Origin of the sequence: Bradyrhizobium sp. SZCCHNPS1003, from assembly GCF_032381555.1 — a bacterium.
Classification (GTDB): domain Bacteria; phylum Pseudomonadota; class Alphaproteobacteria; order Rhizobiales; family Xanthobacteraceae; genus Bradyrhizobium.
Genome location: NZ_JAUHIU010000026.1, coordinates 1 through 23,054, shown reverse-complemented (window position 1 = coordinate 23,054; position 23,054 = coordinate 1). Strand labels below are relative to the sequence as shown.

Here is a 23,054-nt window from a genome sequence, read left to right as displayed (position 1 = left end):
TCATGACGGACACGCTCGATCTCGACCATCTCCGGCAATGGGTCGGCCGCAGCGCCGAGGCGACCGACATCGTCACCGCGCAGCTCACCAAGGGCCTGCGCGCGACGCTGTTCCAGGACATCGGCGAGCCGACAACCGGCGACATCGCGCCCTACACGGTGCATTGGTGCCTGGGCCAGCCCGTGTTTCCGCACGATCAGCTCGGCCCCGACGGCCATCCCACCCGCGGCGGCTTCCTGCCGCCGGTACCCTTGCCGCGCCGCATGTGGGCGGGCGGCGAGGTGCAGTTCATCGATCCCTTGCGCGTCGGCGATGTCGCCACCCGCGTCTCGACGATCTCAGACGTCACCCTTAAGAGCGGTTCGACCGGCCAGCTCTGCTTCGTCGCCGTCGAGCACGTCGTGACCACGCCGCGCGGTGTCGCGATCCGCGAGCGCCAGGACATCGTCTATCGCGACATGGGCGGGGCGCAGGCTGCGCCGGCAAAAGCGCCGCCGCCTCCGCCGGTCGCGCAGCACAGCGAGACGCGTATCTCCGATGCCGTGCTGCTGTTTCGCTATTCCGCCCTGACCTTCAACGGCCATCGCATCCATTACGACCGCGACTACGTCACCAGGGTCGAAGGCTATCCGGGCCTGATCTTCCACGGACCTTTGCAGGCCGCGCTGCTGGTCGAGTTCGCCGCTAGGCTCAAGGGCAAGCCGCCGGCCAAGTTCGCCTATCGCGGCGTGCAGCCTTTGTTCGAGGGCAGCGCGTTCTCGGTGAATGCGAATGACAAGGATGGCGGCCTGGAGCTGTGGACCGCCAACGCCGAGCGCCAGCCGACGATGAAGGGCACGGCGAATTGGTGAAGTCGGTCTCGTCAATGCGAGCGAAGCGACGCAATCCAGAGTTCCACCCGCGACTCTGGATTGCTTCGTCGCTTCGCTCCTCGCAATGACGGTCATTCGAGGAAACGCCGTGCCAAAAACCACAAGAACAACAACCAAACCCGTCACCGTCAAGCAGGCCACGTTCGAACTGCTGCGCGCGTTCGGCATCAAAAAAGTCTTCGGCAATCCCGGCTCGACCGAGCTGCCCTTCCTCAGCGACTGGCCCGACGACATCGACTACGTGCTCGGCCTGCAGGAGGCCTCGGTGGTCGGCATGGCCGACGGCTATGCCCAGGCGACGCGCAATGCCGGCTTCGTCAATCTGCATTCGGCGGCCGGCGTCGGCAACGCGCTCGGCAACATCTACACCGCGCATCGCAACCAGACGCCGCTGGTGATCACCGCCGGCCAGCAGGCGCGCGCGATCCTGCCGCTGCAGGCCTTTCTCTATGCCGAACGCCCGTCCGAATTCCCGCGCCCTTACGTCAAATACAGCGTCGAGCCGGCGCGGCCCGAGGACGTGCCGGGCGCGATCGCCCGCGCCTACTACACCGCGATGCAGCCGCCGTGCGGGCCGACCTTCGTCTCGATCCCGATCGACGACTGGATGCATCCGGCGCAGCCGATCACCGCCCGCAAGGTGAGCCGCGAGCTCGGCCCCGATCGCGCCGCCATGGACGAACTGGTGAGCGCACTTGCCGCCGCGAAGAATCCCGCGCTCGTGGTCGGCCCCGGCATCGACCGCGCCGGCTGCGTCGAACTGATGGTCGAGGTCGCCGAGAAGGCCAAGGCCGCGGTCTGGGTCAGCCCGTTCTCGGCGCGCTGCGCGTTCCCAGAGCGCCATCCGCAATTCCAGGGCTTTCTGCACGCCTCACCCGGACAATTGTCCGACGCCCTGAAGCCGCACGACCTCGTCGTCGTGTTCGGCGCCCCGGTGTTCACCTTCCATGTCGAGGGCCATGCCGCCATCTTCGACGGCGCCACCACGCTCTATCAGATCACCGACGATGCCGAAGGCGCGGCCGTGCCGCCGATCGGCACCAGCATCATTGCCACCATGCGGCCGGCGCTGGAGGTGTTGCTGGCGTTGCTGCCGGAGACCAGGCGCGCGGCGCCGAAGGGCCGCGTGCTGCCGGCCGCGCCGAAGCCGGCCGATCCGATCCCGGTCGACTATCTCCTGCATACGCTGGCGCAGGCGCTTCCGGCGGGCAGCGCCGTGGTCGAGGAGATCCCCTCGCATCGGCCGCTGATGCACAAGTACATGCCGATGCCCGGCGCGGATTCGTTCTACACGATGGCGAGCGGCGGACTCGGCTACAGCCTGCCGGCGGCGGTCGGCTTGGCGCTGGGGCGCACCGCGGGCCGCACGGTGTGCCTGATCGGCGACGGCTCGGCGATGTATTCGCTGCAGGCGCTGTGGACCGCCACGCAGCGCAGGCTGCCGCTGACGGTCGTCGTCATCAACAATTCCGGCTATGGCGCGATGCGCTCGTTCAGCCAGGTCATGCAGGTGCGCAACGTGCCTGGGCTCGAGCTGCCCGGCCTCGATTTCGTCAAGCTCGCGGAAGGCATGGGCTGCGATGCAGTGCGCGTGAGCAATGCCGCCGAGCTCGCCAGTGCGCTGACGCGAGCCCTCGCACATGCCGGCACGAGCCTCGTCGAGGTGATGGTCGACGCCGCGGTCCCGCTGCTCTACGCCCGGAAGGGCTGATCCGACGTTCGCACAGCGGACGACTTGTCAATCATGACATATGCGACAATGCGTCGCATCTTCAATGGCGGCAGCATGGCTCGCCGCGAAATGCTCATCGGCCCGCCGCAACCATGCAACCGGCGTACCGACGGCAACCGCTTGTTTCAAAAGCTTTCTGTTCCCCTGCGCCATCTCGTCGCGGCCGGCTCGCCGCAAACATCGCGAAATCCTGCCGTCAGCTTGCAGGCGGACGCCTTGCTGCTTGCAAGGTCCGACCATGCTGCAAGCCAAAATCATTTTCAAAAGGTTCCATCATCCAATCCAGCGTACCAAGGGAGTTGAGCTGATGGCGGACAAGAAGAACCTTCAAACCGCGGCGTCGAGGACCGATCTCTATCGCCATGTCAGCGTGCTGGCCCTGATGACCGCCCTGACGATGACGGCGCTGCCGCATCGGGCCCATGCGCAGGCCATGACCACCGCCCTTGCCACTTCGGCCACCACCAACGCCGCCGCGAAGGCGGCGCAGGATGCGGCGGCGAAGGCCGCGGCCAAGGCGGCGCAGGACGCCGCTGCCAAGGCGGCGGCGAAGGCGGCGAGCGATGCCGCTGCAAAGGCGGCAGCTAACGCCGCTGCAAAGGCTGCAACCAACGCCGCCGCCAAGGCCGCAGCCGACGCCGCTTCAAAGGCCGCCGCCAACGCCGCCGCAAAGGCCGCGACCAGCGCCGCCGCCAAGGCGGCCACCACGGCCGCAGCAACGGCAGCCGCCACCGCAGCGAGCACGGCAGCCAAGACCGCCGCCGCAACCCCGACGGCCACGGTTGCAACGGCCAGCACCGCGGCCAAGCCCGTCGCGGCCACCACTACGGCGGCCAGCACAGCCAAGCCCGCCGCGGCCGCCACCGCGGCAACGACGACGACCGGCACGGCCAAGACTGCAACCGCGACCACCACGGGCACGAGCACGAGCGCTGCCAAGCCGGCCGCGGCTGCCGCAGCGACGGCAACCACCACTGTCGCCCTCGCAAAGGCCACCGCCACGCCTGCCGCCGCAGCAACCCCGGCCAAGGCGGCTGCCGCGGCGTCGAGCAGCACCGATGCCGTCGCCAAGGCCAACGCGGCGGCCGCGGCCGCCGCGCAGACCGCCGCCGCCGCCGAGGCGCAGGTCGCCGCCGACCGCAAGGCGATCGATGTCGCACGTCAGGCCGAGCAGAACGCACGAGGCGCCGCGATCGAGGCCCAGGAGCAGGCCGAGAAGAACCCGACCGCGGCCAACCAGGCCGCGGCGGCTGCGAACGCCGCGAAGCTGACGGCCGCCTCGGCCGCGCTGCAGAGCGCCTTCCAGAAGCTCGACAAGGACATCGACGTCTCCAACGAGGCCAAGGAAGCCGCCAACGCCGCCAAGGACACGGCGCGCGAGACCGCCGAGGCCGCCGCGAAGGCGGCCCAGCAGGCCGGCCAAGCCGCCGGAAACGCCAACAATGGTGGCAACGCCAACAATGGCGGCAATGCCAACAATGGCGGAGCGGCGGCCGGCAACGGCGGCAACAACAACAATAACAGCAACCAGCAGAACCAGGCGGCCCAGGAAGCCGCCGAGCAGGCCGCGCTGCAGGCGGCGTTGAAGACCGGCGAGCAGGCCCGCGCGGTCGCCCAGCAGAAGACCCAGGCCGCGCAGGCGGCTGCGACCCAGAACCAGAAGACGGTCGAGGCCGCGCTGAACCAGAAGATCGGCACGATCGATGCGACGGTGGAAGCGGCCGAGCAGAAGGTGAATGCCGACCGGCAGGCCCTGGAGCAGGCGCGTCAGGCGGCACAGCAGGCCAAGCAGGATGCGCAGGAGGCCGCCGAGGTCCTCGAGCGCGCCAACAACGCGGCCAACCAGGCCGCGCTGGCGGCGGCCCAGGCCAAGGCGCAGACCACCGCCAACGCCTTCAACCAGGCCAATGCGACGCTGAACGCCGACAACCAGGCCCTGACCCAGGCGCGCGAAACCGGCGAGCAGCAGGAGGGGGCGCTGCGCGCGGCGGCTCAACAGCAGATCCAGGCCGGCTACACCGCCGCTCAGCAGGCGACCCAGGCCGCCTGGGCCGAGGCGCAGCAGATCGGCAACGCTGCGCTGGCCGCGCTCGAGCAGTAACGCGATTGCGGTCCGCGTCGCCGACCGGCAGCGCGGACCCGCTCATAACAACAAGACCATCACCAGCCACATGCCGAACCGATCGGGGACGGCGCACGCGTCAGCGACCTGACCTCACCCCGCCGCGTGAGACGCGCCCCGGTCCCCCCCCACCGCCCGGCATGCCATGCCTTGAGCCCCGCCCCCCTGCGGGGCTTTTTTTGTGCGCGACCGAGCGATCATGTCGCGGCCATCCTTCGAGCGCCGGTATCGGAGCCAGACCTCATGGTAAGGAGCGCCGCTCTTCGGCGCGTTCAGGCGATGCTCTGCATCGCCCTGAGAACCATGAGGCCCGGAGGGCGCCGCCATGGGAAGGCCATCTGCAATAGCCCTGCGGGTCGGCGGTGATGTTGGCGGCGACGGTCAGCCAAACGGCCCCCATCACACGCTCAGTACTGGACACGCACGCCGACGACGCCGACCACCGCCATGAAATTGTTGAGCGCGATGTTGGAGCGGGTCCATTCGGTGCGGACCTCGCTCTTCAGCTGAACGTTGCGGTTCATCTTGTAGGTGCCGCCGGCGGCGACGAACATGCGCTGGTCGACGCGGCCGATGCCGACGAACTGATCCTGGCCGTAGCCGCCGCGCAGCGTTCCGATCAGCCACGGCTCGAACTGATGATCCATCTGCAGGATCACGTCGCGGGACAGGATGCCCGAGACGTTCATCGCCGGCGTCTCCGAGGCCTGCGAGCGCGCCACCAGCACGAAGGTCGTGGTGTCGGTCGCGGCCCATGCGAGCGTCGCATCCGCGATCACGCCGCTGACGTTAGGCATCAGCGGCGAGTCCATGCGGCGCGTGAGATAGCCGACCGAGGCTTCGCCGGTCAGCGATCCCATGTTGACGACGGCGCCGCCACGCGCGGTGATGCCGCTGGAATCGCGGCGCTGGCCGTTGAAGTCGACCTGCAGATCGTGGTTGCGCCGATCGAAGCTCATGTCGACGAACGGCGAGATGTTCGGCGTCAGCACATAGGTGACGCGGACCTGCGCGCCCGGCTGGGTGTAGTTGCGGTCCTGCGTCCGCAGCGGCACGTTGGCCGTGATGACAGCATCGTTGAAGACGACCCGGTCCGCCGATCCCTTGAACGCGATCTCGGTCGGACCGATCTTCTGCAGCACGCCGGCGCTGCCGCCGAAGCTGGTGGCCCGCGGCAGCTTGAGCGCGCCCGGAAGCGTCAAGGCGTCGTTGACGAAACGCGCCTCGCCGGTGACGGCCGTGCCCTCGGTGACGTCGTAACGCCCTTGCGCCCGCGCCTCGAAGGTCGGATGGCTGATGGAGCGGACGTTGGTGTCCTCGGTGTAGGCGCCGCGGAAATCCGCGTTGAGCTGATGCCGCTCCCACTGTGAGCGGACCGCGACCTCCGTTGCCACGATTGCGACCGGCGAGCCCTGCCCGCCGTTTCGCCGGGTGGGATTGGTGTCATAGCCGGCCTGGATCTCGACGGCCGGCTTCACCAGGAACGACCCGACCGTCATCCCCGTCGGATCGTAGGGCTTCGCATCGGCGGTCACCGGTTGCGGCTTCACCGTGTTCAGATTGCGATCGGGAAGAACGTCGCGGTTGCGCAGCACGGCCGCGGGCTGGGCGGCTGCCACGGTCTCGTCCGGCTTGGCCGGCGGCGCCCCGGCGGCTGCAGCGGGCTTTGCCGCGATCTGCCGTGCGGCCGGTTGCGGCGCGGCGCGTTGAGCGTCTCGCGCCGACTCGGCCGTGGCCACGCGCGCGCCACGGGCTGGCTGAACCGCCGCGAATCCAAATCCGAAGCTGCCGACCGGAGCGCCGGGCTTGCCTGGCGCGGCCAGCGACGGCGCGCCGGCCTCCCGCACCGGACGCAACAATGCGCTCACGCCACGCGGGTCCTGGCGCATCATCAGCGTCCGGCTGTCGTTGGTGATCCGCGGAACGTTGTAGTAGATGCTGCGCGCCGTCACGTGACGGAAGAACAGCCGATCGGCGCGTCCCGGGACGACGTCCGTCGGCTTGGCCTTGATGGTCTGCTGTCCGGACGCGGCATCCACCACCATCACGGTCAAGAGCAGCACCTCGACGAGCGCGAGCGTGACCCCGCGGTGGGATCGCGTCACCATGAGCCGCTTGGTCCGCACCGCGAACGCGCCGGTCTTTTGTCGTGAATGAGCCTGCAAAGCAATGCCGGAGAGTATGCCAATATCACGCGACGACGTCAGGTCGGGGCGCCGCCGCAACGATTACGCAGCGCATGCTCGCGACGAGCTCCCCTTGCCTTGCAGATAGCCGGCAAACGTCGGCGGAAGTTTTGCCGAGCTGGGACGATTTCAGGCGAGATTGAGAGGTGTTCGCAATGAACCGCCGCGAAGCGGCGCCGCGGCATCTCCGCGTTCGCAGACAGCACTAATTAGTTGAAACGAGGACGATCGTTGCGCGGCTTCGCCAAAGTCGGCGAAATTCGGACTTCGGCATGATGTCGTTTCGACGATCATTCGCCCGAGACCGGCTTCGGCGATCGCGGGTCTTGCGCCGTTGCCGCCGTTCAGGAAGCCAAGAAGCCGCCATCGGCCGCCAGAACGTGGCCGACGACGTAGGACGACGCGTCCGACAACAACCACAGCACGGCCTCGGCGATGTCCTCAGGCTGCCCCATCCGGCGCAGCGGCAGGCCGGCGGCGACGGTCGCGACGTCGCCGACACCGGCGCGCAGCATCATGTCGGTGACGACACGTCCGGGCGCAATCGCGTTGATCCGGACGCCGCGCGGTGCCGCCTCCATCGCGGCCGATCGCGTCAGCGAAATGACGGCGGCTTTCGAGGCCGAATAGAGCGCAAGCCCCGCATTCGGATTGCGCACGCCGCTGACGGAGGCGTTGATCACGATGCGTCCCCGGCCGCGCGCATACATGATCGGCAACTGCGCGCGCAGGCACAGAAACACCGAGCGCACATTGGCGTCGAACACGTCCGCATAGACGCCGTTGCCCTGCTGCTCGATCGGCGCCCGGCGCTCCTGGACACCGGCATTGTTGAAGGCCGCATCCAGCCGGCCGTAGCGCTCCAGCACTGCCTGTACCAGGCTCGCCACATCGTCCTCGCGCGTGACGTCGGCTTTCACCGCGAGGGCCTCGGCCCCGAGCGCCCGGCATCGTGCCGCCGTATCGGCCAGCTGGGCCTCGCGCCGCCCGGCGACGACGACCGCCTCCGCGCCGTCGGCGGCGAGCTTCAAGGCGGCGGCGCGGCCGATGCCGGAGCCGCCCCCGGTGACGAGGCAGACCTGCCCCTGCATGCGCGACGCCGCGGTCAAGCGTGCCTCGGCCGTGAGCTGCGTATCACCCATCTCCGACCCTCCGGCGATATGGCGTCGTCGATGCCACGTTGCATCGGCTATTTGTTGTATGATACAACTATATGGCAGGAGTCAAGATGCCGGATCCCGATCTCACGCTCGTCGACGACATCCGCGCCGCCTCGCGCCTAATGGTGCGCGAGCTCGGCTTCATGGAATCGACGCTGGCCGCCACCGACCTTCCGCCGTCGGCGGTCCACACCATCCTGGAGATCGGCCTGCGCGGCCCGCTGACCGCGATGCAGCTCGGCACGATCCTGCATCTCGAGAAATCCAGCATCAGCCGCATGGTCCGCAAGCTGATCGACAGCGGCGAGTTGCAGGAGACAATCGATTCCGGCGACGCCCGCATCAAGCCGCTCTGCCTCACCGCGAAGGGACGGAAGACGCTCGGCACGTTGCACGCCTTCGGCCGCCAACAGGTTCGCGGCGCCCTGTCGTCGCTGTCGAAAGCCGAGCAGCGCACGGTGTGCGAGGGCCTGTTGCTGTACGCCCGCGCGCTCGAAGCCTGGCGCGCGGCAGAGCAGGACATGCAGCCGTCGGAGCCATGAGCGCGCCCGACGGGCAGATTGCGCATACGCACCATGACGAAACTGCCCGTCGTGTTGAAATGCCGCAGCATGCGGCCTTGCGTCGTCGGGCAAATCAGGACGATCTTTCCGCGCATCCCGCCTCACCACGGAGGGGCGTTGCGCGCGATCGTCACGACACGCGAGGCGGGATGCGATGGCCGTGGCCATGCCGCAGCGTAGCTTGCTACGCGGACGAACGGCGTGGCCGCGGACGTGAAGTCGCAGCGTCCTGACACCCCGATGCTGGTGTTACGTTCGCGATGGCGCTGATGCGCCGCGCGGACAATGGTGGCCAACAGCCCGGCGCACCAGGGAGACTGCGTATAAGCGTGAAGACCATCGCGCAGGGAATGCCGGTGATCGGCTGCACCTGTGGTACCTGCCGCCTGCATTTTTTGCTGCAGGCGGGCCATGGGTGAGGCCTTCACCCGGCATTCCCTGCGCCCTCCCATGTGTTGGAGGGTCGTGTCGACCGAACCACTCGGGCGTGATCCGCCGCGAGGCCGTAAGGTCGTGTCAGAAGCTGTTTGAGATGTGAATCGGGCGAGCCTGAGCGACACTGCCGTAGGGTGGGCAAAGCAGCCGCCCGCAGGGCGGTCGCGTGCCCACCGTCGATCTCCGCACGCGGAGCAAATGGTGGGCACGGCGCGCGAGGGAGCGCGGCATGATGCACACAGTATCGCCCGCGCGCCTTTGCCCACCCTACACGCTTAAAATTCGCAAGCTTATACGCGGTGCAAGTGAATGCGCCCTCTCCCCTTGGACCTACTTAAATTCCTCGCGCACCTTCGCCTGGATCTTGGCCATGCCGCCGAGCCAGCGGTCGTAGTTCTCGGTCTTCTTGCGCATGTAGCCGAGCACCTGCGGATGCGGCAGGATCAGGAAGCTCTCCTCGGCAAGGCCCTTCAGCACGTCCTGCGCGACCTGCTCCGGCGTCAGATCGCCGTCGCCGGATTGCGGGCCCTTCGGGATCGCGCGCAGCATGTCGGTGTCGACGCCCTGCGGACACAGGATCGAGACCTTGATGTTGTCAGCCTTGTGCGAGATCGCGAGGTTCTCGGCAAATCCCACCGCGGCATGCTTGGTGGTGGAGTAAGGCGCGCTGCCGACCTGCGACAACAGGCCGGCCGCCGAGATCGTGTTGAGGAAATAGCCGCCGCCGCGCGCCTTGTAGCGCGGGATCAGATGCCGCGCCGCATAGACATGAGCCATCACGTGGATGGCCCAACTGCGCGCCCACGGCTCGTCGGAGGTGCCGCCGGCATTCACCGACAACGGGTCGAAGCCGCCGCCGATGCCGGCATTGGAGCAGAACAGCGCAATGGGTCCGAACTGCCGCTCGGTCTCCTCGATCACGTGCCGGATGTCGGCTTCCTGGGAGACGTCGCATCTGAAGGCTGCGCCGCCGATGCCATCAGCGACGGCCTTGGCTCCGGCTTCGTCGAGATCGGCCACGATCACCTTGGCGGCACCGGCCTTCGCAAAGGCCTCGCACAGCGCCTTGCCGATGCCGCGGGCTCCGCCGGTGACCACAACAATCTTGCCGGTCACCTGCATGCAAAGCCCTCCTCGTGGAATTTTCTAGGTCAAGACCAGATCGAGCACCGCGGTATAGTGAAAGCCGGCGCCCAGCAACACGAAACCATGCCAGATCGCGTTCTGGAAGCGCAAGCGCCGCCACGAGTGGAAGATGACGCCGAGGCTGTAGAGGATGCCGCCGGTGAGCACGCAGGCCAGGACCGAGGCCGGCATCACCGAGATCACCCGGTCGTACATCATCACGCCGCTCCAGCCGAGCGCGAGATACAGGCCGATCGAGAGCGCATCGAAGCGCCCGGGCCAACGCAGCTTCAGCACGATGCCGAAGATGGCGACGCCCCAGACACCGAGCAGCAGCGCGGCCGAGAATACCGTATCCTTCAGGGCGGCGATGAACGGCGTATAGGTGGCTGCGATCAGCACGTAGATGGCGGAGTGGTCGAAGCGGCGCAGCACCCATTTGGTCGGCGACACCGGCCACAGATTATAGGTTGCCGACAGCGTCAGCATCGAGAGCAGTCCCGCGACGTAGATCGACACCACCACGATGTCGACGGCGCTGGCATAGATCGAGGTCAGCACGACGAGCACGGTTGCGGCGACCAGCCCGGCGGCGATGCCGACGACGTGGACGACGCCGTCCGCGATCATCTCGACCCTGTCGTAGTTCCTGCGCATTGCGCCGGTGGCGGCATGGACGGAGGTCGAGGCGAACTGCTTCAGTTGAAATACGGTCATGTCAGAACCTGGTGCCGGTTTTCCGGGACAATTGTGCCGGAAGGATTATGGTTTCCAGTGGTCAACGTTCCGTTCAAAGTCTGGTTCTATCCGGAAACGGGCCGGAATTGTGAGCTTGAATCCGGCGTTTTGCATCGCCACCTGTCAAAAATCGCTCACGCCCTTTTCAACTGCGAATTCCCCCTCCTCCCATGGTGACCTTTTCCGAACTCGTCGAGGAAGCGCGGCTCTCGGCCCGTGCCCTGCTCGATTATGGCGAGAGCTTCCTCAACCCGACCATCCGCCTCGGCGTCACCGGGCTGTCACGGGCCGGCAAGACCGTGTTCATCACCGCGCTGATCCATGACCTCGTTCGCGGCGGGCGCATGCCGGTGTTCGAGGCCTTGGCATCGGGCCGCATCGCCCGCGCCAATCTGACGCCGCAACCCGACGACGGCGTGCCGCGCTTTGCCTATGAGAGTCATTTGCGGGCGCTGGTCGCCGAGCGGCGCTGGCCGAGTTCGACCGTCGACATCAGCGAGCTCAGGCTGGTGATCGAATTCCAGCGCGCCAACGGCGCCGAGCGGACGCTCACGCTCGACATCGTCGACTATCCCGGCGAATGGCTGCTCGACCTGCCGCTGCTGAACAAGAGCTATGAGCAGTGGGCGCAAGAAAGCCTCGCGCTGTCGCGCAGCGAGCCGCGCGCGCATGTCGCCAAGGACTGGCACGCGCATCTGGCGACGCTCGCCCCCGAAGGCCTGGAGGACGAGCCGGCGACGCTGGAGGCGGCGCGGCTGTTCACCGAATATCTGCGCACCTGCCGCGACGAGCGCTTCGCCATGAGCCTGCTGCCGCCCGGCCGCTTCCTGATGCCGGGCAATCTCGCGGGCTCGCCGGCGCTCACCTTCGCGCCCCTCGACGTGCCGGCCGAAGGCCAGGCGCCGAGCGGATCGCTGTGGGCGATGATGGCGCGGCGCTACGAGTCCTACAAGGACATCGTGGTGCGGCCGTTCTTCCGCGACCACTTCGCCCGGCTCGACCGCCAGATCGTGCTGGTCGACGCGCTGGCGGCGTTCAATGCCGGCCCCGAGGCGCTGCATGATCTCGAAGCCGCGCTGACCGGCATTCTCGATTGCTTCCGCGTCGGGCGCGGAAACATGCTGACGGCGCTGTTCCGGCCGCGCATCGACCGCATCCTGTTCGCGGCGACCAAGGCCGACCATCTGCATCACACCAGCCACGACCGGCTCGAAGCGGTGCTGCGGCGTGCCGTCAACCATGCCGTCGCGCGCGCCGAGAGCACGGGCGCTGCGATCGACGTCGTGGCGCTGGCCGCGGTCAGGGCGACGCGCGAGGCGCTGGTCGCCCGCGGCCGCGACAAGCTCCCCTCGCTGCTCGGCACCCCCGCCGCCGGCGAGAGCGCCAATGGCGAGATCTTCGACGGCAACACCGAGGTCGCCACTTTTCCGGGCGAGCTGCCGGCCGATCCGGAGGAGCTGTTCAAGGGGGGCGCCTATCGCGGCCTGTCGAGCGCCGCCGCCGACGGGACCGATTTCCGCTTTCTTCGCTTCCGCCCGCCTTTGCTGACCCCAGATGCTGGCGCCGAGCCCGCTTTGCCCCATATCCGCATGGACCGCGCCCTTCAGTTCCTGATCGGAGACCGGCTGCAATGAGCGAACGCGCCAAGCCACGTCGTCCCCAGACCTTCCGGCTCGACGATCCCGACGTCGTCGTGGTCGATGCCGAAGAGGCCACCCGGCCGGGCCGCGGCACCATCCAGATCACGCCGGAGGCCGATCCGGCGCAATTGCCGGTGCCGGTCGAGACCGTCCTGCCGGCGCGGCGCGGCTTCGGCTGGGGCGCGCTTTTTTGGGGCTCGGTCGCCGGCCTCGTCCTGCTCGGACTCGGCCTCGGCGTCGTCAGACTGATCGAGGATCTGTTCGCCCGCAGCGAGGCCCTCGGCTATGTCGGCGCGGGGTTCGCGGCCGCAGCCGCGATCGCGTTGGCGGCCGTCACTGCCCGCGAAACCTACGGGCTGGTGCGTCTCGCCACCATCGAGAAGCTGCATCAGCGCGCGGCCGCGGTGCTGCTGTCCGACGATCGCGCCGAGAGCCGCGAGGTGGTCGCCGAGCTGCTGCGGATCGCACATGCCAATCCCCGGCTGGCGCGTCCGCGTGCCGCGCTTGCCGGCCACGCCGACGACATCATCGACGGCGGTGACATGATCAAGCTCGCCGAGCGCGAGCTGATGGCGCCGCTCGACATCGAGGCACGGCGGCTGGTGTCGGTCGCGGCGCAACGGGTCTCTGTGGTCACGGCGGTCAGTCCGCGCGCGCTGATCGACGTGCTGTTCGTATTCGTGGCAAGCTTGCGGATGATCCGGCAACTCGCGCGGCTCTATGGCGGCCGTCCCGGCGCGCTCGGCATGATCAGCCTGTTGCGCCACGTCGTCGCGCATCTCGCCATCACCGGCGGCATGGCCGCGAGCGACAGCCTGATCCAGCAGGTGCTGGGGCATGGCATCGCGGCAAAACTGTCGCAGCGGCTCGGCGAAGGCGTGCTCAACGGCCTTCTCACCGCGCGGCTCGGCCTCGCGGCCATCGACGTGACGCGGCCGATGCCGTTCGCCGCGCTGCCGCGGCCGGCGCTGGCCGATCTCGCCAAGGATCTCCTGCGCAAGCAGGAGGACCAGGCATGAAGCTCAAGCCCGCGGCGTGTGATCGGGGTCACCGGCGAGCCAGCGCCATGGGTACAATGGCGAGTCCGGTGGCGGCGCCAGCTCCGGCGTCCAGCCCGTCAGCTTGCCGAACGCGTAAGTGTCCATGACGTGGCCGCGCCAGCTCCGCTCGACATGTCCGAGCGGCTCGCGGTGCGCGGTCGTGTCCGCCAGCAGCGGGCCGGCATTGTCCGGCTCGCGCACGACATAGAGGCCGGCATGTCCTGCGATCAGGTCCATGCCGGGATCACGGAAGCCGATGAAGCGGGCACGCTCGTTGATCTGGACCACCGGCACGCGGCCTCTGAAGAACCACCGCATCATTGCGTAGGTGCGGTAGTCGGAGGTTGCGATCCAGGTGGCGCCGGTGTTTGCCAGTTCCTGCTCAACGCGCGCCGCAACCTGCTGATAGCCCGCCTCGGCGCCGATCGGATCGGCTCGTCCGAGGAAATTCCAGGGCGCTGCGACGTAGTAGAGGAAGATCAGGACCACCATGGCAATGCCGCTGACGACGGCGATGCGCGCCCAGCGCACGGTCGATCGGACGAACCAGGCGGATGCGCCATCCTGCGTCAGCTTGACGATGTTGATCGCGACCGCCGCAAATCCGATCGGCCACATGAACATCGGCCAGGTGTCGCCGATCCGCAAGGTAAACGATTTCCAGAGGAAGTAGAGAAACGGCACCAGCACCGCCGTCGACAACAGGATCGCGACCGGCTCACGCGTGCGATAGCCTCGCCAGGCCGTGAAACTCAGCGCCGACAGCGTGACCGGCAGCAGGACGAAGCCGACCTGTCCGAACTGCAGTCCGATGTAATCGCCCAGCGTCCGCAACGAAAAATCATGCGGCGCCGTGGCGCGAACGAACTGGAAGCGGAACGAGGCCCAGTCGTGCTGAACGTTCCAGATCAGCACCGGCGAGAACACGGCGAGCGCGATCAGCGCCCCGCACCATGGATAGGGACTGAGAAGCCAACGGCTGCGCCAGGCCGGAACGAGCAGGAACGCCGCCACGCCCGGCAGCAGCATGACCACCGTGAATTTGGACAACAGCGCCAGTCCACCGAACAGGCCGGCCGCGAGCCACCAGCGGCCATCGTCGCTCTCGGCGAGGCGCACCAGCGCCCAGATCATCGCGAGCGCAAACGGGATCGCCGCGACATCCGGCGCCACCTTGGCCATCAGCAGGCCATAGTAGAGCGCCGCCTCGGGCAGCAGCACCGCGAGGATCACGGCCCGCATATCGTGAGTGGTACGGCGAACGATGTCGGCGAGCAGGAGCTGCGTCACCGCCATCGCGAGGATGCCGGCAAAGCGAACACCGAGATTGGTATCGCCGAACAGGGCAGTGCCCAGCCGGATGAACCAGGCGATCATGGGCGGATGATCGAGGAAGCAGAGCTGCAGCTCCTTCGACCAGGTCCAGTAATAGGCCTCGTCGGTGCGCAGATCGAGCGTCCCGGCATAGACGATGCGGATGATCGTCATGCTCGCGATCACGGCCGCAGCCATCAGCCACGCAGCGCGCATGGACCGAGACTCTGGGCTGTCGATGCCTGGGGAAATGGCCGTCACGCGGTGCTTTTCCCCGACTCCGCCGGGCGAGTCAACGTTCCCGCGCACAGCTCGCGCCGCCGGATGACCGCCGTCACCAGCCCTCTAGGACAACAGGGAATAAATCTCTAGCATTGCCGCTCCAGATCATACGGACCACATGACCATTTCGATTTACCATCGTTTGCAGTCCGCCTGTCGCGGCATCGGTGTGCGGCAGGTGCGGCTGATCTGCGGCTTCATACTCTTCAGCTACCTGCTCAGTCATTTTCTCAACCATGCGCTCGGCAATATCTCGCTGCAGGCGCTCGCGGAGGGCGTGTCCTATCACGTGGCGTTCTGGCAGTTTCTTCCGATCGCCGTGCTGTTCTATGCGGCCGTTGTTACCCATGGCGGGCTCGGCGTGTGGGCGCTTTATCAGCGCCGGCAATTCAGCCGCAGCACGATGGAGCCGCTGCAACTGCTGCTCGGCCTGAGCATTCCGGCGCTGATCTTCAGCCACATCGCCGGCGTCCGCATCGGGCAGACCCTGTACGGACAGGAGAAGCTGTACCCGCAGGTCCTGTACTCGTATTGGACCGGCCCGTCCTGGCGGATCTGGTTGATGTCGGCAGCCCTGCTGACGTCATGGGCGCATGGCTGCATCGGGCTGCATTTCTGGCTACGGCTCAAGCCGTTCTACAAGCGCGCGGCGCCGTGGCTGCTCGCCTGCGCCGTGCTGCTCCCGGCGCTGGCGCTGCTCGGCTTCTACCGTGGAGGCCGAGACGTCATCGCCGCCAACGCAACACCGCAGTGGCGTGCCGAAAATCTTTCATTGAAGCAGACCGGCACGCCATCTGAACAGGCGGTGCTGGAGACCATCATGAACGGCTTTCTGGTCGGCTATGGCGGCCTGATCGGCTTGGCGCTCGCCGCGCGCGGCGTGCGAGCGGTCCATGAGCGACGTGGCGGCATGGTCACGCTGTCCTACAACAATGGCCGCTCCATCCGGGTGCCAAAGGGTTTGTCCGTGCTCGAGGCCAGTCTGCGCAACAACGTACCGCATGCCAGCATGTGCGGCGGCCGCGCGCGCTGCTCGACCTGCCGCATCAGGGTGATCGGAGATCCCGGCGCGCTGCCGCCCCCCTCGCCTCGCGAGGCCTTCGTGCTCGCGCAGATCGGCGCGGCGGACCCGTCGGTCAGGCTGGCCTGTCAGTTGCGCCCCACTGACGATCTCTCATTCTTTCAACTGTTCATGCCGAACCCGACACCCGGCGAGCGCGGCAGCTCGCGTGCCGGAATCGGGCAGGAGCGCTACCTCGTCAGCCTGTTCGTCGACATGCGCGGATCGACCGGCCTCGCTGAGAAACGGCTGCCGTTCGACGTGGTGTTCATCGTCAACCGCTTCCTCAGCGCCGTCTCCCAGGCCGTGCTCGCGAATGGCGGGCAGCCCAATCAGTTCGTCGGCGACGGTATGCTCGCGCTGTTCGGACTAGCCGCCGATTCACATGTCGCCTGCGGCCAGGCGATCCAGGCGGCGCGTGACATCGCGGCCAACATCGCCGAGCTGAACGCGTTCCTCAGCCATGATCTGCATGAGCCGATCCGCTTCGGCATCGGCATTCACGGCGGCGAGGTGATCGTCGGCGAGATCGGCTATCGCGACCACATGGTGTTCACCGCGCTGGGCGACGCCGTCAACGTCGCATCACGACTGCAGGACATGACGAAGACCCTCGGCTGCCAGGTGATCATCTCGGACGAGGTCTACGCGCGGGCGCGACTCGCCTCCGACGTGCTGTCGCAGCGCGAGGTCGAGATTCGCGGCCGCGCCGAGCCGATGCGCGTCAGGACGGCCATGGATGCCGCCGAACTCGCGATGCTCTCGGACGAGGGGGCCGCTGCATGACGCGTTGCGTTGAACCTGTTTGCAGCCTGCGCTGTCATACCGAGAACGGTTGCAGCGGGTCCGCGGTGACTGGCGGAACGGTGGCGCTGCGGTCAAAAGCCGCAAAGCCGCCACGATATCGATCATTTCGGGCCAAAACCGCCCGCTGTTTGCGCTATCACGCCTGTCGCAACCGCAGTAGTCTTGAATTCCGGGCCTGACGGTTTGCGGGGACCGCCGGCTCGTACTCGGATTGGTCCCGCGGAGGCGACGTATGGCTAAAGGTACGGTCAAGTGGTTCAACCCGACCAAGGGCTATGGCTTCATCCAGCCCGCGGCCGGGGGCAAGGACATTTTCGTTCACATCTCCGCAGTGCAGAAGGCCGGGCTGACGACCCTCAACGAGGGCCAGACGATCGAGTACGACGAGATCGCCAACCGCGGCAGGAGTTCGGCCGAGAACCTGAAAGTGTAGTGGACCAATTGGCGCGCCATTCCGCCTCGCGGCTTTTCGGCGCGATCGTTTCCCTCACCAAGCCAGCATGATTGTCGACACGTCGAAATAGACAGGAGCGGTGCCCGCTCCTGATCACATCTTTACGTTTGTTTGTAATTTCGGCTCCCTCCCCGCCATTGCCTCGCTCGCCCGACCTGGGTCAAATGCGCCTCGAACCGCGCCGTCAGCAGAATTCCAGCGCGCGGAAACAAGCGACGGGAGCGAGGCATCATGGACGACAAGGGCATTTTCGATGGCCTGAAGGTGCTGGACTGCGCGAGCTTCATCGCAGCCCCTGCAGCCGCCACCGTTCTTTCCGATTTCGGCGCTGACGTCATCAAGATCGAGCCGCCCGGCGCCGGCGATCCCTACCGCAACCTGCCGAACCTGCCGGGCTATCCGCGCAGCGAGCATAACTACGCGTGGTATCTCGAAGCCCGCAACAAGCGGAGCCTCGCGCTCGATCTTTCGAAATCCGAAGCTCAAGCCGTGCTGCAGCGGCTGGTGAGTGAAGCCGATGTCTTCATCACCAACTTCCCGCCGTCGGTCCGCGCCAAGCTCGGCCTCACCCACGAAAAGCTGGCGCCGCTCAATCCGCGGCTGATCTATGCGTCGTTCACCGGGTATGGCGAGAAGGGCGAGGAAGCCGACAAGCCCGGCTTCGACAGCAATGCCTATTGGGCGCGCTCCGGACTGATGGACCTGGTCCGCGCCGACGAGAGCACGACACCCGCCCGCTCCGTCGCCGGGATGGGCGACCACCCCTGCGCGATGGCGTTCTATGGCGCGATCGTCACGGCGCTTTACCAGCGCGAGAAGACCGGCAAGGGCAGCCATGTCGCCTCCAACCTGATGGCGAACGGGGTCTGGGCGGCCTCCGTGCTTGCTCAGGCCAAGCTTTGCGGCGCGACCTTCGTCGAGCGGCGGCCACGCGAACGCGCGCTGAACGCGGTCGCCAATCATTACAAGTGCCAGGACGGCCGCTGGATCATGCTGTCGCTCCTCAATGAGGAGAAGCAGTGGCCGATCCTCGCCCGCTGCCTCGGCCGGGAGGAGCTGATCGATGATCCGCGCTTCGTCACCAAGGCCGATCGCCACGCCCGCTCGGTCGAGCTGATCCACGAGTTCGACGCGGTGTTCGCGACCAGGCCGCTGGCCGAATGGCGCCGGATCCTCGACGGCAGCGGGCTCGTGTTCGGGGTGGTCGGCATTCTCGACGACATTCCAAACGACAGGCAGATGATCGAGAACGAGGTGCTGGTGCCGTTCGAGAACGACACCATGCTGACGGTCAACAGCCCGATCTTCATCGACGGCCAGCGCAAGGTCACCCCGCGCAAGCCGCCCGGCATAGGCCAACACAGCGACGAGATCCTGCGCAGCGCCGGCTTCGACGACGAGACCATCCGCGACCTGCGCGCGCGCGGCGCGGTGGCCTGAGCTAGCGGGTCGCGATGAAGCACATGCCGAACCGCGTCGCCGGGCCGGTCTGACAGGACAGGTTCGCGGCGCAGGTCCAGGTCGAGAAGCTCTTGTCATTGTCCGCGGCCGCGGCGTGGCTCGCGTAGCAATGCCCGCCCCAGCCGTCGTTGTAGACCGTGCCGACGAGCTCATCGCTGCCGCGCAATTGCGGGCGGCTGGCGAAGCCGCGCGAGAAATCCGGAGTCCGCCCCTCGGCAAAGGCGTTGAGGATGTCGCGCCGGCGGACCTGGTCGCCGAAGAAGTGCGGCGAGCCCGGCACCACGACGGTGTTGGACGGCTTCTCCGCCATCCAGTCGACGCCGGGAAAGTGAAAGCCGCCGATGCCGCGGGTCTGATGGCAGCCGCCGCAGCTCGAATCGTTGAGGCGGCGCTCGAAGCCCGCGACCGACCGGATGTTATGCAGCACGATGCCCTGCGCGGCCGCCTTCTCCAGCGCACCGACCACGTCGGCCTCGGTGAACACCGCGCCCTGCCCGGCCGCGCTCCCCTGCACCAGCCCGTAGGCCGGCAGCAGATCGGAATTGACGAATCCGACCGGGGTCGGCGCCACCGCAACCTTGGCCAGGAACTGCTGGGGGATCACCGCGGTGCCGCGGTCGAGCTCGCCGAGATGGACCGGGTCGAGCAGCCAGGCCTTGAACTCGCGCGCCAGCGCGGCATCCGCCAGCAGCCGGTCGCGATCGACCTGATCCTCCAGCACCGCCTCCTCGAACGTCCCGCTCGCGGCCTGATAGTCGAACACCTTCATCATGTAGTCGGTGCGGAAATCGCGGATCGCCGATTTCGGCGCATGCGCGATCTGCAGGTTGGTCTCGATGCGGTGGATGTTCTCCGGCCTGATCAGCGCCAGCGGACCGTCCGGCGCCGTCAGCTTCGCGGCAAGCTCCGGGCCGGTCAGTTGCAGATCGGACATCGCCAGCCAGCGCTTGGCGATCTCGGCACAGCTCGGCGAATTGTTCTTGGCCTCCGCATCGCTGCGCGCCTTGAGCACGATGTTGAGCGTCATCGGCAGCCGCGGCGAGGCGACCTCGCCATCTTTGGCCTCGGGCGGCGTGGTCCGCGTCAGGCGGTACAGCAGCCGCACCTCGCCGCAATGGTCGGGATCGACGAAGGCGCGATCCATGCGATTGACGACGCCGGCCAGCACGAAGCGGGCATCGGACGAATCGAGCACGGTGCGGTCGAACAGCTGGAACGCGTAGGACGTGCCGACGCCGATGCTCTCGTTCGGCAACGTCGTCTTGTGCTTGTCGACGTAGCGGTCGAACTCCGTGTCGAGCGCCTTGCGCACGGGAATCATCGACGGCAGCGCAAACAATGCCGCGTCGGTCAGCGGCGCATCGCTCGCGCGCGCAAGCATCTTCCCGAGGCCGAACGCGCCGTTGTCGAGCTCACGCAGCGCGAACGGCTCGAGGATCGCGGCGCCGCGCTCGACCGGCGGGCTCTCGTCCGCATGAGCGAGCTGGCCGCAGCACAGCATGACAAGGCCGAATACCGACAGTCGCAAGACGCGCCTCCTCGCTTCCACGAACATGCAATTGAGGGCCTGCTAGTCCTCGAAGATAGCCGAAAGGCGGGCGGCTTCGGACAATTGTGCGACGAGGCGCCTCACGTCGCGGTGAGGCGCCTCGTCAGATTTGTCTCCAAAAACAGATGGTCCGTCAGCGCGCGACGACAAGCCCCTTGGTGGTGACGACCACCCAGCGACCGTCCTGCTTGCGGATCGCGTCGACCTTGCCGAGGCCCGGCACGGGATCGCCGGCATAGACCTCGTAGAGGCCACCGCGGCCCTCGATCAGCGCGCCACCACGACCGACGTCGCGCAGCACCCAGCCCTCGACGACCTTGGGTTTGGTGGCCTCCGTGCGGTTCGGCTCGGGGCGAGCGGTCTCCGCCCTCGCCGGCTCGGCCCGGCTCGCCTCTGCCCTTGCTGCTTCGGTCCTGGCTGCCTCGGTGGTCCTGGCCGCGTCGGCCCGGCTCGCCACGCCCGCGGGCGGCGCCGCCGCATTGATCGCGCCCACCGCCTGCGGCACGGACGCGGCGCTGTCTCGCGCGGGGGCCTGCGCGGTCGCGGAAGCCTGCGCGGCGCGCAGCCGGTCCACGGCCTCGCTCAGACGCTGCAGCTCGCTCGGCTTGGCCGACGATTTCGTCGACAGGTCACCCAGGATCTTCTCGAGCCGGTCGAGACGCTCGGCGGACTTGTTGAGCTCGACGAGGCTGGTCTGATTGGTCTGGTCGAGGCTCGCCTTCAGCGCGGCGACATCATTGTCGATCCGCGCCACGGTCGCGCCAAGCGTGGAGTCTGTAGCCTCGCCTGCCGCCGCATCGGCCACGTCACCGCCGCCGGAGCGCGTGACGAACTTGGCCGTGACCAGACCACCGGCAACGCCGCCGACAATCATCGACAGCAGCAGGATCGCGGCCATGGCCGGAAGGCCGAGCCTGCCGTTCACGCCATGCGGCCGCGGGGCCTGGCCCGGCTGCGGAGGCGGCAGCGCCGCTCCGGTACCGGTCGCGCTGGCCGCCGTTGCGGCAGCGGACGCCGACTTGGACGTTGCATCGAACTTGAAGGGCTCGGTCTTGAACTTCGCTTTGGCCCAGGCCGCGGCCTTGTCGACCGCGGCAAAAGCACCCGCCTTGGTCGCCGGTCCGGCATCCGCCTGGACTGGCGTGACCGGGCGCGTCGCGGACACCTCGGGTTTGGCCGCGGATGCCTGCTTGGCAACGGGCTCCGACTTGGCCTCCGACTTGGCGACAGTCTCGGGCCTGGCAACAGTCTCCGACTTGGCAGCCGGCTCTGGCCGGACGACAGCTTCCGTCTTGGTGGCAGCCACGGACTTGATCGGCGCGTCCGGCTTGATGGCCGTCTCCGGCTTCGGCGCAGCCGCCGCCATCGGGCCGACTTTCGGCGCATTGGCCGCGAGCATCGACAGCTTCGGTGTCTCGACCTTGAGGAGCTCACCGGCCGCAGCCGTCTTGATCGGCTCCGACTTGACCGGCTCCGTCCTGATCAGATCCAGGATCGTCGAGGGAGATTTCGCAGCACTCGAGCTCGCTGCGGCTTCGACTTTGCCCATCGCCGCAAGGTTGCCCCCCGCCGCCTGGGCCTTGGTCAGCTCGGGCTTGACCTTGTCGGATTTGCCCTTGTCGGACTTGACCAGGTCGAGCCGCGCGGGCTCTGGTTTGGCTCGCTCCGGCTTCGCCGCTTGGATCTTGGCGGGCTCGATCTTTTCCGGCTCGGCCGTAAGGGCTTCGACCTTGACCTGTTCGGGCTTGACCGGCTTGACGCTGATCGTCCCGATCTCGGTATCGGCCGTCATCTCGGTCTTGATCTCAGACTTGTTGGCCTCGGCCTGCGGCTCGGGCGCGGTCACCGCTTCCACGATCGCCGCCTTGGGGTCGATGCCCGGACGGTCAGCCGCAGGCGCTTCGTGATCCGGCGCGATCATGGGCGGGGCGACGGTCGCGATCGCAGGCACGGCCAGGTCGACTGCATCGGGGAACGCGGATGTCTTCGGCATCAGGTCGACACTCGCACTGGCCATGCCAGTCGTATCGGCCACGCCAAGGCTGGCCCGTTCGGGCTTTTGGTCGCTCACGTTCAGAGTCTCCGCATGACGTTGAGCACTTGGTAACCTTAGTTAGCGTTCGATTGATTGCCAAAATCTTACTTTTGGAAGGCTTACCTGAGTTTTAGGGATTCATACTGGGCGGATTTGCGCCGATAAAGTGGAGCAGATGTGGCGGGCGGTGCCCGAATATTCAGCTCTGGGCGGCATCGCCCGGTGGCAGCAGGCTCGATCGGCCCGCGGCGCAGCGCGGTCGACGCGGAGACGAACGGAGCCGCTCTCGCGGCGCGATTGCGCCCCAGCTTTGACGATCATTCCCTCCTCATTAGTCGGTGGGCGCAGGGAAGGCCGGGTGCCGACTGGCACCCGTGGCACCCGTGCGGAAAGATTGCATGGGGCAGTCACCACAGATCCTATGGGGCGGCGGGTGGTCAAGAAGGGTTAGGATTGGATTTCCGAACCATCCGGCCCTC

The 23,054-nt window shown here is 67.3% G+C and carries 17 protein-coding genes; 10 read left to right on the top strand and 7 right to left on the bottom strand.

What is annotated here, in order from left to right; translation table 11 throughout:
• Nucleotides 1-2 precede the first annotated feature (2 nt).
• From QX126_RS30740 to QX126_RS30725, 4 genes are all read left to right on the top strand, one after another.
• Nucleotides 3-851, top strand: a complete 849-nt coding sequence (locus QX126_RS30740; protein WP_315786014.1) for a MaoC family dehydratase N-terminal domain-containing protein — start codon at nucleotides 3-5, stop codon at nucleotides 849-851.
• Nucleotides 852-960: 109 nt separating this feature from the next.
• A complete protein-coding gene (mdlC, locus tag QX126_RS30735; protein ID WP_315786012.1) occupies nucleotides 961-2,583 on the top strand; it encodes a benzoylformate decarboxylase in 1,623 nt (540 codons plus the stop codon).
• 33 nt (nucleotides 2,584-2,616) lie between these two features.
• Nucleotides 2,617-2,907 (top strand): hypothetical protein, encoded by a 291-nt coding sequence (locus QX126_RS30730; protein ID WP_315775366.1) that lies wholly within the window; start codon nucleotides 2,617-2,619, stop codon nucleotides 2,905-2,907.
• A 4-nt stretch (nucleotides 2,908-2,911) separates the two neighbouring features.
• The gene (locus QX126_RS30725; RefSeq protein ID WP_315786011.1) at nucleotides 2,912-4,705 is read left to right on the top strand and encodes a hypothetical protein; all 1,794 of its coding nucleotides are present in this window, start codon (nucleotides 2,912-2,914) and stop codon (nucleotides 4,703-4,705) included.
• A gap of 428 nt (nucleotides 4,706-5,133) precedes the next feature.
• On the opposite strand, the gene QX126_RS30720 is transcribed toward QX126_RS30725, so the two are convergent.
• Together QX126_RS30720 and QX126_RS30715 are read right to left on the bottom strand one after the other, a co-directional pair.
• The gene (locus QX126_RS30720; RefSeq protein WP_315771779.1) at nucleotides 5,134-6,834 is read right to left on the bottom strand and encodes an outer membrane beta-barrel protein; all 1,701 of its coding nucleotides are present in this window, start codon (nucleotides 6,832-6,834) and stop codon (nucleotides 5,134-5,136) included.
• Nucleotides 6,835-7,256: 422 nt separating this feature from the next.
• A complete protein-coding gene (locus QX126_RS30715) occupies nucleotides 7,257-8,054 on the bottom strand; it encodes an SDR family NAD(P)-dependent oxidoreductase (protein WP_315786009.1) in 798 nt (265 codons plus the stop codon).
• Between the two features lie 86 nt (nucleotides 8,055-8,140).
• On the opposite strand from QX126_RS30715, the gene QX126_RS30710 reads away from it, so the two are divergent.
• Nucleotides 8,141-8,614 (top strand): MarR family winged helix-turn-helix transcriptional regulator, encoded by a 474-nt coding sequence (locus tag QX126_RS30710; RefSeq protein WP_315734268.1) that lies wholly within the window; start codon nucleotides 8,141-8,143, stop codon nucleotides 8,612-8,614.
• Nucleotides 8,615-9,400: 786 nt separating this feature from the next.
• On the opposite strand, the gene QX126_RS30705 is transcribed toward QX126_RS30710, so the two are convergent.
• Both QX126_RS30705 and trhA read right to left on the bottom strand, forming a co-directional pair.
• A complete protein-coding gene (locus tag QX126_RS30705) occupies nucleotides 9,401-10,192 on the bottom strand; it encodes an SDR family oxidoreductase (RefSeq protein ID WP_315775368.1) in 792 nt (263 codons plus the stop codon).
• A 24-nt stretch (nucleotides 10,193-10,216) separates the two neighbouring features.
• The gene (gene trhA, locus QX126_RS30700; RefSeq protein ID WP_315786007.1) at nucleotides 10,217-10,912 is read right to left on the bottom strand and encodes a PAQR family membrane homeostasis protein TrhA; all 696 of its coding nucleotides are present in this window, start codon (nucleotides 10,910-10,912) and stop codon (nucleotides 10,217-10,219) included.
• Between the two features lie 191 nt (nucleotides 10,913-11,103).
• On the opposite strand from trhA, the gene QX126_RS30695 reads away from it, so the two are divergent.
• Together QX126_RS30695 and QX126_RS30690 are read left to right on the top strand one after the other, a co-directional pair.
• Nucleotides 11,104-12,567 (top strand): YcjX family protein, encoded by a 1,464-nt coding sequence (locus tag QX126_RS30695; protein WP_315786005.1) that lies wholly within the window; start codon nucleotides 11,104-11,106, stop codon nucleotides 12,565-12,567.
• Nucleotides 12,564-13,592, top strand: a complete 1,029-nt coding sequence (locus tag QX126_RS30690) for a TIGR01620 family protein (RefSeq protein ID WP_315786002.1) — start codon at nucleotides 12,564-12,566, stop codon at nucleotides 13,590-13,592. Before QX126_RS30695 ends, QX126_RS30690 begins: the two co-directional genes overlap by 4 nt.
• Before the next feature lie 3 nt (nucleotides 13,593-13,595).
• Here the strand turns inward: QX126_RS30690 and QX126_RS30685 are convergent, their stop codons facing one another.
• The gene (locus QX126_RS30685) at nucleotides 13,596-15,143 is read right to left on the bottom strand and encodes a glycosyltransferase family 39 protein (RefSeq protein ID WP_315785999.1); all 1,548 of its coding nucleotides are present in this window, start codon (nucleotides 15,141-15,143) and stop codon (nucleotides 13,596-13,598) included.
• A 184-nt stretch (nucleotides 15,144-15,327) separates the two neighbouring features.
• Between QX126_RS30685 and QX126_RS30680 the strand changes: the two genes are divergently transcribed.
• From QX126_RS30680 to QX126_RS30670, 3 genes are all read left to right on the top strand, one after another.
• Nucleotides 15,328-17,055 carry an adenylate/guanylate cyclase domain-containing protein gene (locus tag QX126_RS30680; protein ID WP_315785995.1) on the top strand — a complete coding sequence of 576 codons (1,728 nt, stop codon included), beginning with the start codon at nucleotides 15,328-15,330 and terminating at the stop codon, nucleotides 17,053-17,055.
• A gap of 253 nt (nucleotides 17,056-17,308) precedes the next feature.
• Entirely contained in the window at nucleotides 17,309-17,509 is a 201-nt protein-coding gene (locus tag QX126_RS30675; protein ID WP_315734280.1) for a cold-shock protein, read from the top strand.
• Between the two features lie 252 nt (nucleotides 17,510-17,761).
• A complete protein-coding gene (locus tag QX126_RS30670) occupies nucleotides 17,762-18,970 on the top strand; it encodes a CoA transferase (RefSeq protein ID WP_315785993.1) in 1,209 nt (402 codons plus the stop codon).
• A gap of 1 nt (nucleotide 18,971) precedes the next feature.
• On the opposite strand, the gene QX126_RS30665 is transcribed toward QX126_RS30670, so the two are convergent.
• Together QX126_RS30665 and QX126_RS30660 are read right to left on the bottom strand one after the other, a co-directional pair.
• The gene (locus QX126_RS30665; protein WP_409999134.1) at nucleotides 18,972-20,546 is read right to left on the bottom strand and encodes a hypothetical protein; all 1,575 of its coding nucleotides are present in this window, start codon (nucleotides 20,544-20,546) and stop codon (nucleotides 18,972-18,974) included.
• A gap of 127 nt (nucleotides 20,547-20,673) precedes the next feature.
• On the bottom strand, nucleotides 20,674-22,611 hold the full coding sequence (locus QX126_RS30660; RefSeq protein WP_315785990.1) for a hypothetical protein: 1,938 nt from the start codon (nucleotides 22,609-22,611) through the stop codon (nucleotides 20,674-20,676).
• Between the last annotated feature and the right edge of the window lie 443 nt (nucleotides 22,612-23,054).

Bases quoted from the DNA above. Each gene is read 5' to 3' on its own strand.
- QX126_RS30695 (WP_315786005.1), top strand. From the start codon at position 11,104: ATGGTGACCTTTTCCGAACTCGTCGAGGAAGCGCGGCTCTCGGCCCGT.
- QX126_RS30680 (WP_315785995.1), top strand. From the start codon at position 15,328: ATGACCATTTCGATTTACCATCGTTTGCAGTCCGCCTGTCGCGGCATC.
- QX126_RS30710 (WP_315734268.1), top strand. From the start codon at position 8,141: ATGCCGGATCCCGATCTCACGCTCGTCGACGACATCCGCGCCGCCTCG.
- QX126_RS30740 (WP_315786014.1), top strand. From the start codon at position 3: ATGACGGACACGCTCGATCTCGACCATCTCCGGCAATGGGTCGGCCGC.
- QX126_RS30690 (WP_315786002.1), top strand. From the start codon at position 12,564: ATGAGCGAACGCGCCAAGCCACGTCGTCCCCAGACCTTCCGGCTCGAC.
- QX126_RS30705 (WP_315775368.1), bottom strand. From the start codon at position 10,192: ATGCAGGTGACCGGCAAGATTGTTGTGGTCACCGGCGGAGCCCGCGGC.
- QX126_RS30670 (WP_315785993.1), top strand. From the start codon at position 17,762: ATGGACGACAAGGGCATTTTCGATGGCCTGAAGGTGCTGGACTGCGCG.
- QX126_RS30720 (WP_315771779.1), bottom strand. From the start codon at position 6,834: ATGGTGACGCGATCCCACCGCGGGGTCACGCTCGCGCTCGTCGAGGTG.
- QX126_RS30725 (WP_315786011.1), top strand. From the start codon at position 2,912: ATGGCGGACAAGAAGAACCTTCAAACCGCGGCGTCGAGGACCGATCTC.
- QX126_RS30730 (WP_315775366.1), top strand. From the start codon at position 2,617: ATGACATATGCGACAATGCGTCGCATCTTCAATGGCGGCAGCATGGCT.
- trhA (WP_315786007.1), bottom strand. From the start codon at position 10,912: ATGACCGTATTTCAACTGAAGCAGTTCGCCTCGACCTCCGTCCATGCC.
- QX126_RS30685 (WP_315785999.1), bottom strand. From the start codon at position 15,143: ATGCGCGCTGCGTGGCTGATGGCTGCGGCCGTGATCGCGAGCATGACG.
- QX126_RS30675 (WP_315734280.1), top strand. From the start codon at position 17,309: ATGGCTAAAGGTACGGTCAAGTGGTTCAACCCGACCAAGGGCTATGGC.
- QX126_RS30665 (WP_409999134.1), bottom strand. From the start codon at position 20,546: ATGTTCGTGGAAGCGAGGAGGCGCGTCTTGCGACTGTCGGTATTCGGC.
- QX126_RS30715 (WP_315786009.1), bottom strand. From the start codon at position 8,054: ATGGGTGATACGCAGCTCACGGCCGAGGCACGCTTGACCGCGGCGTCG.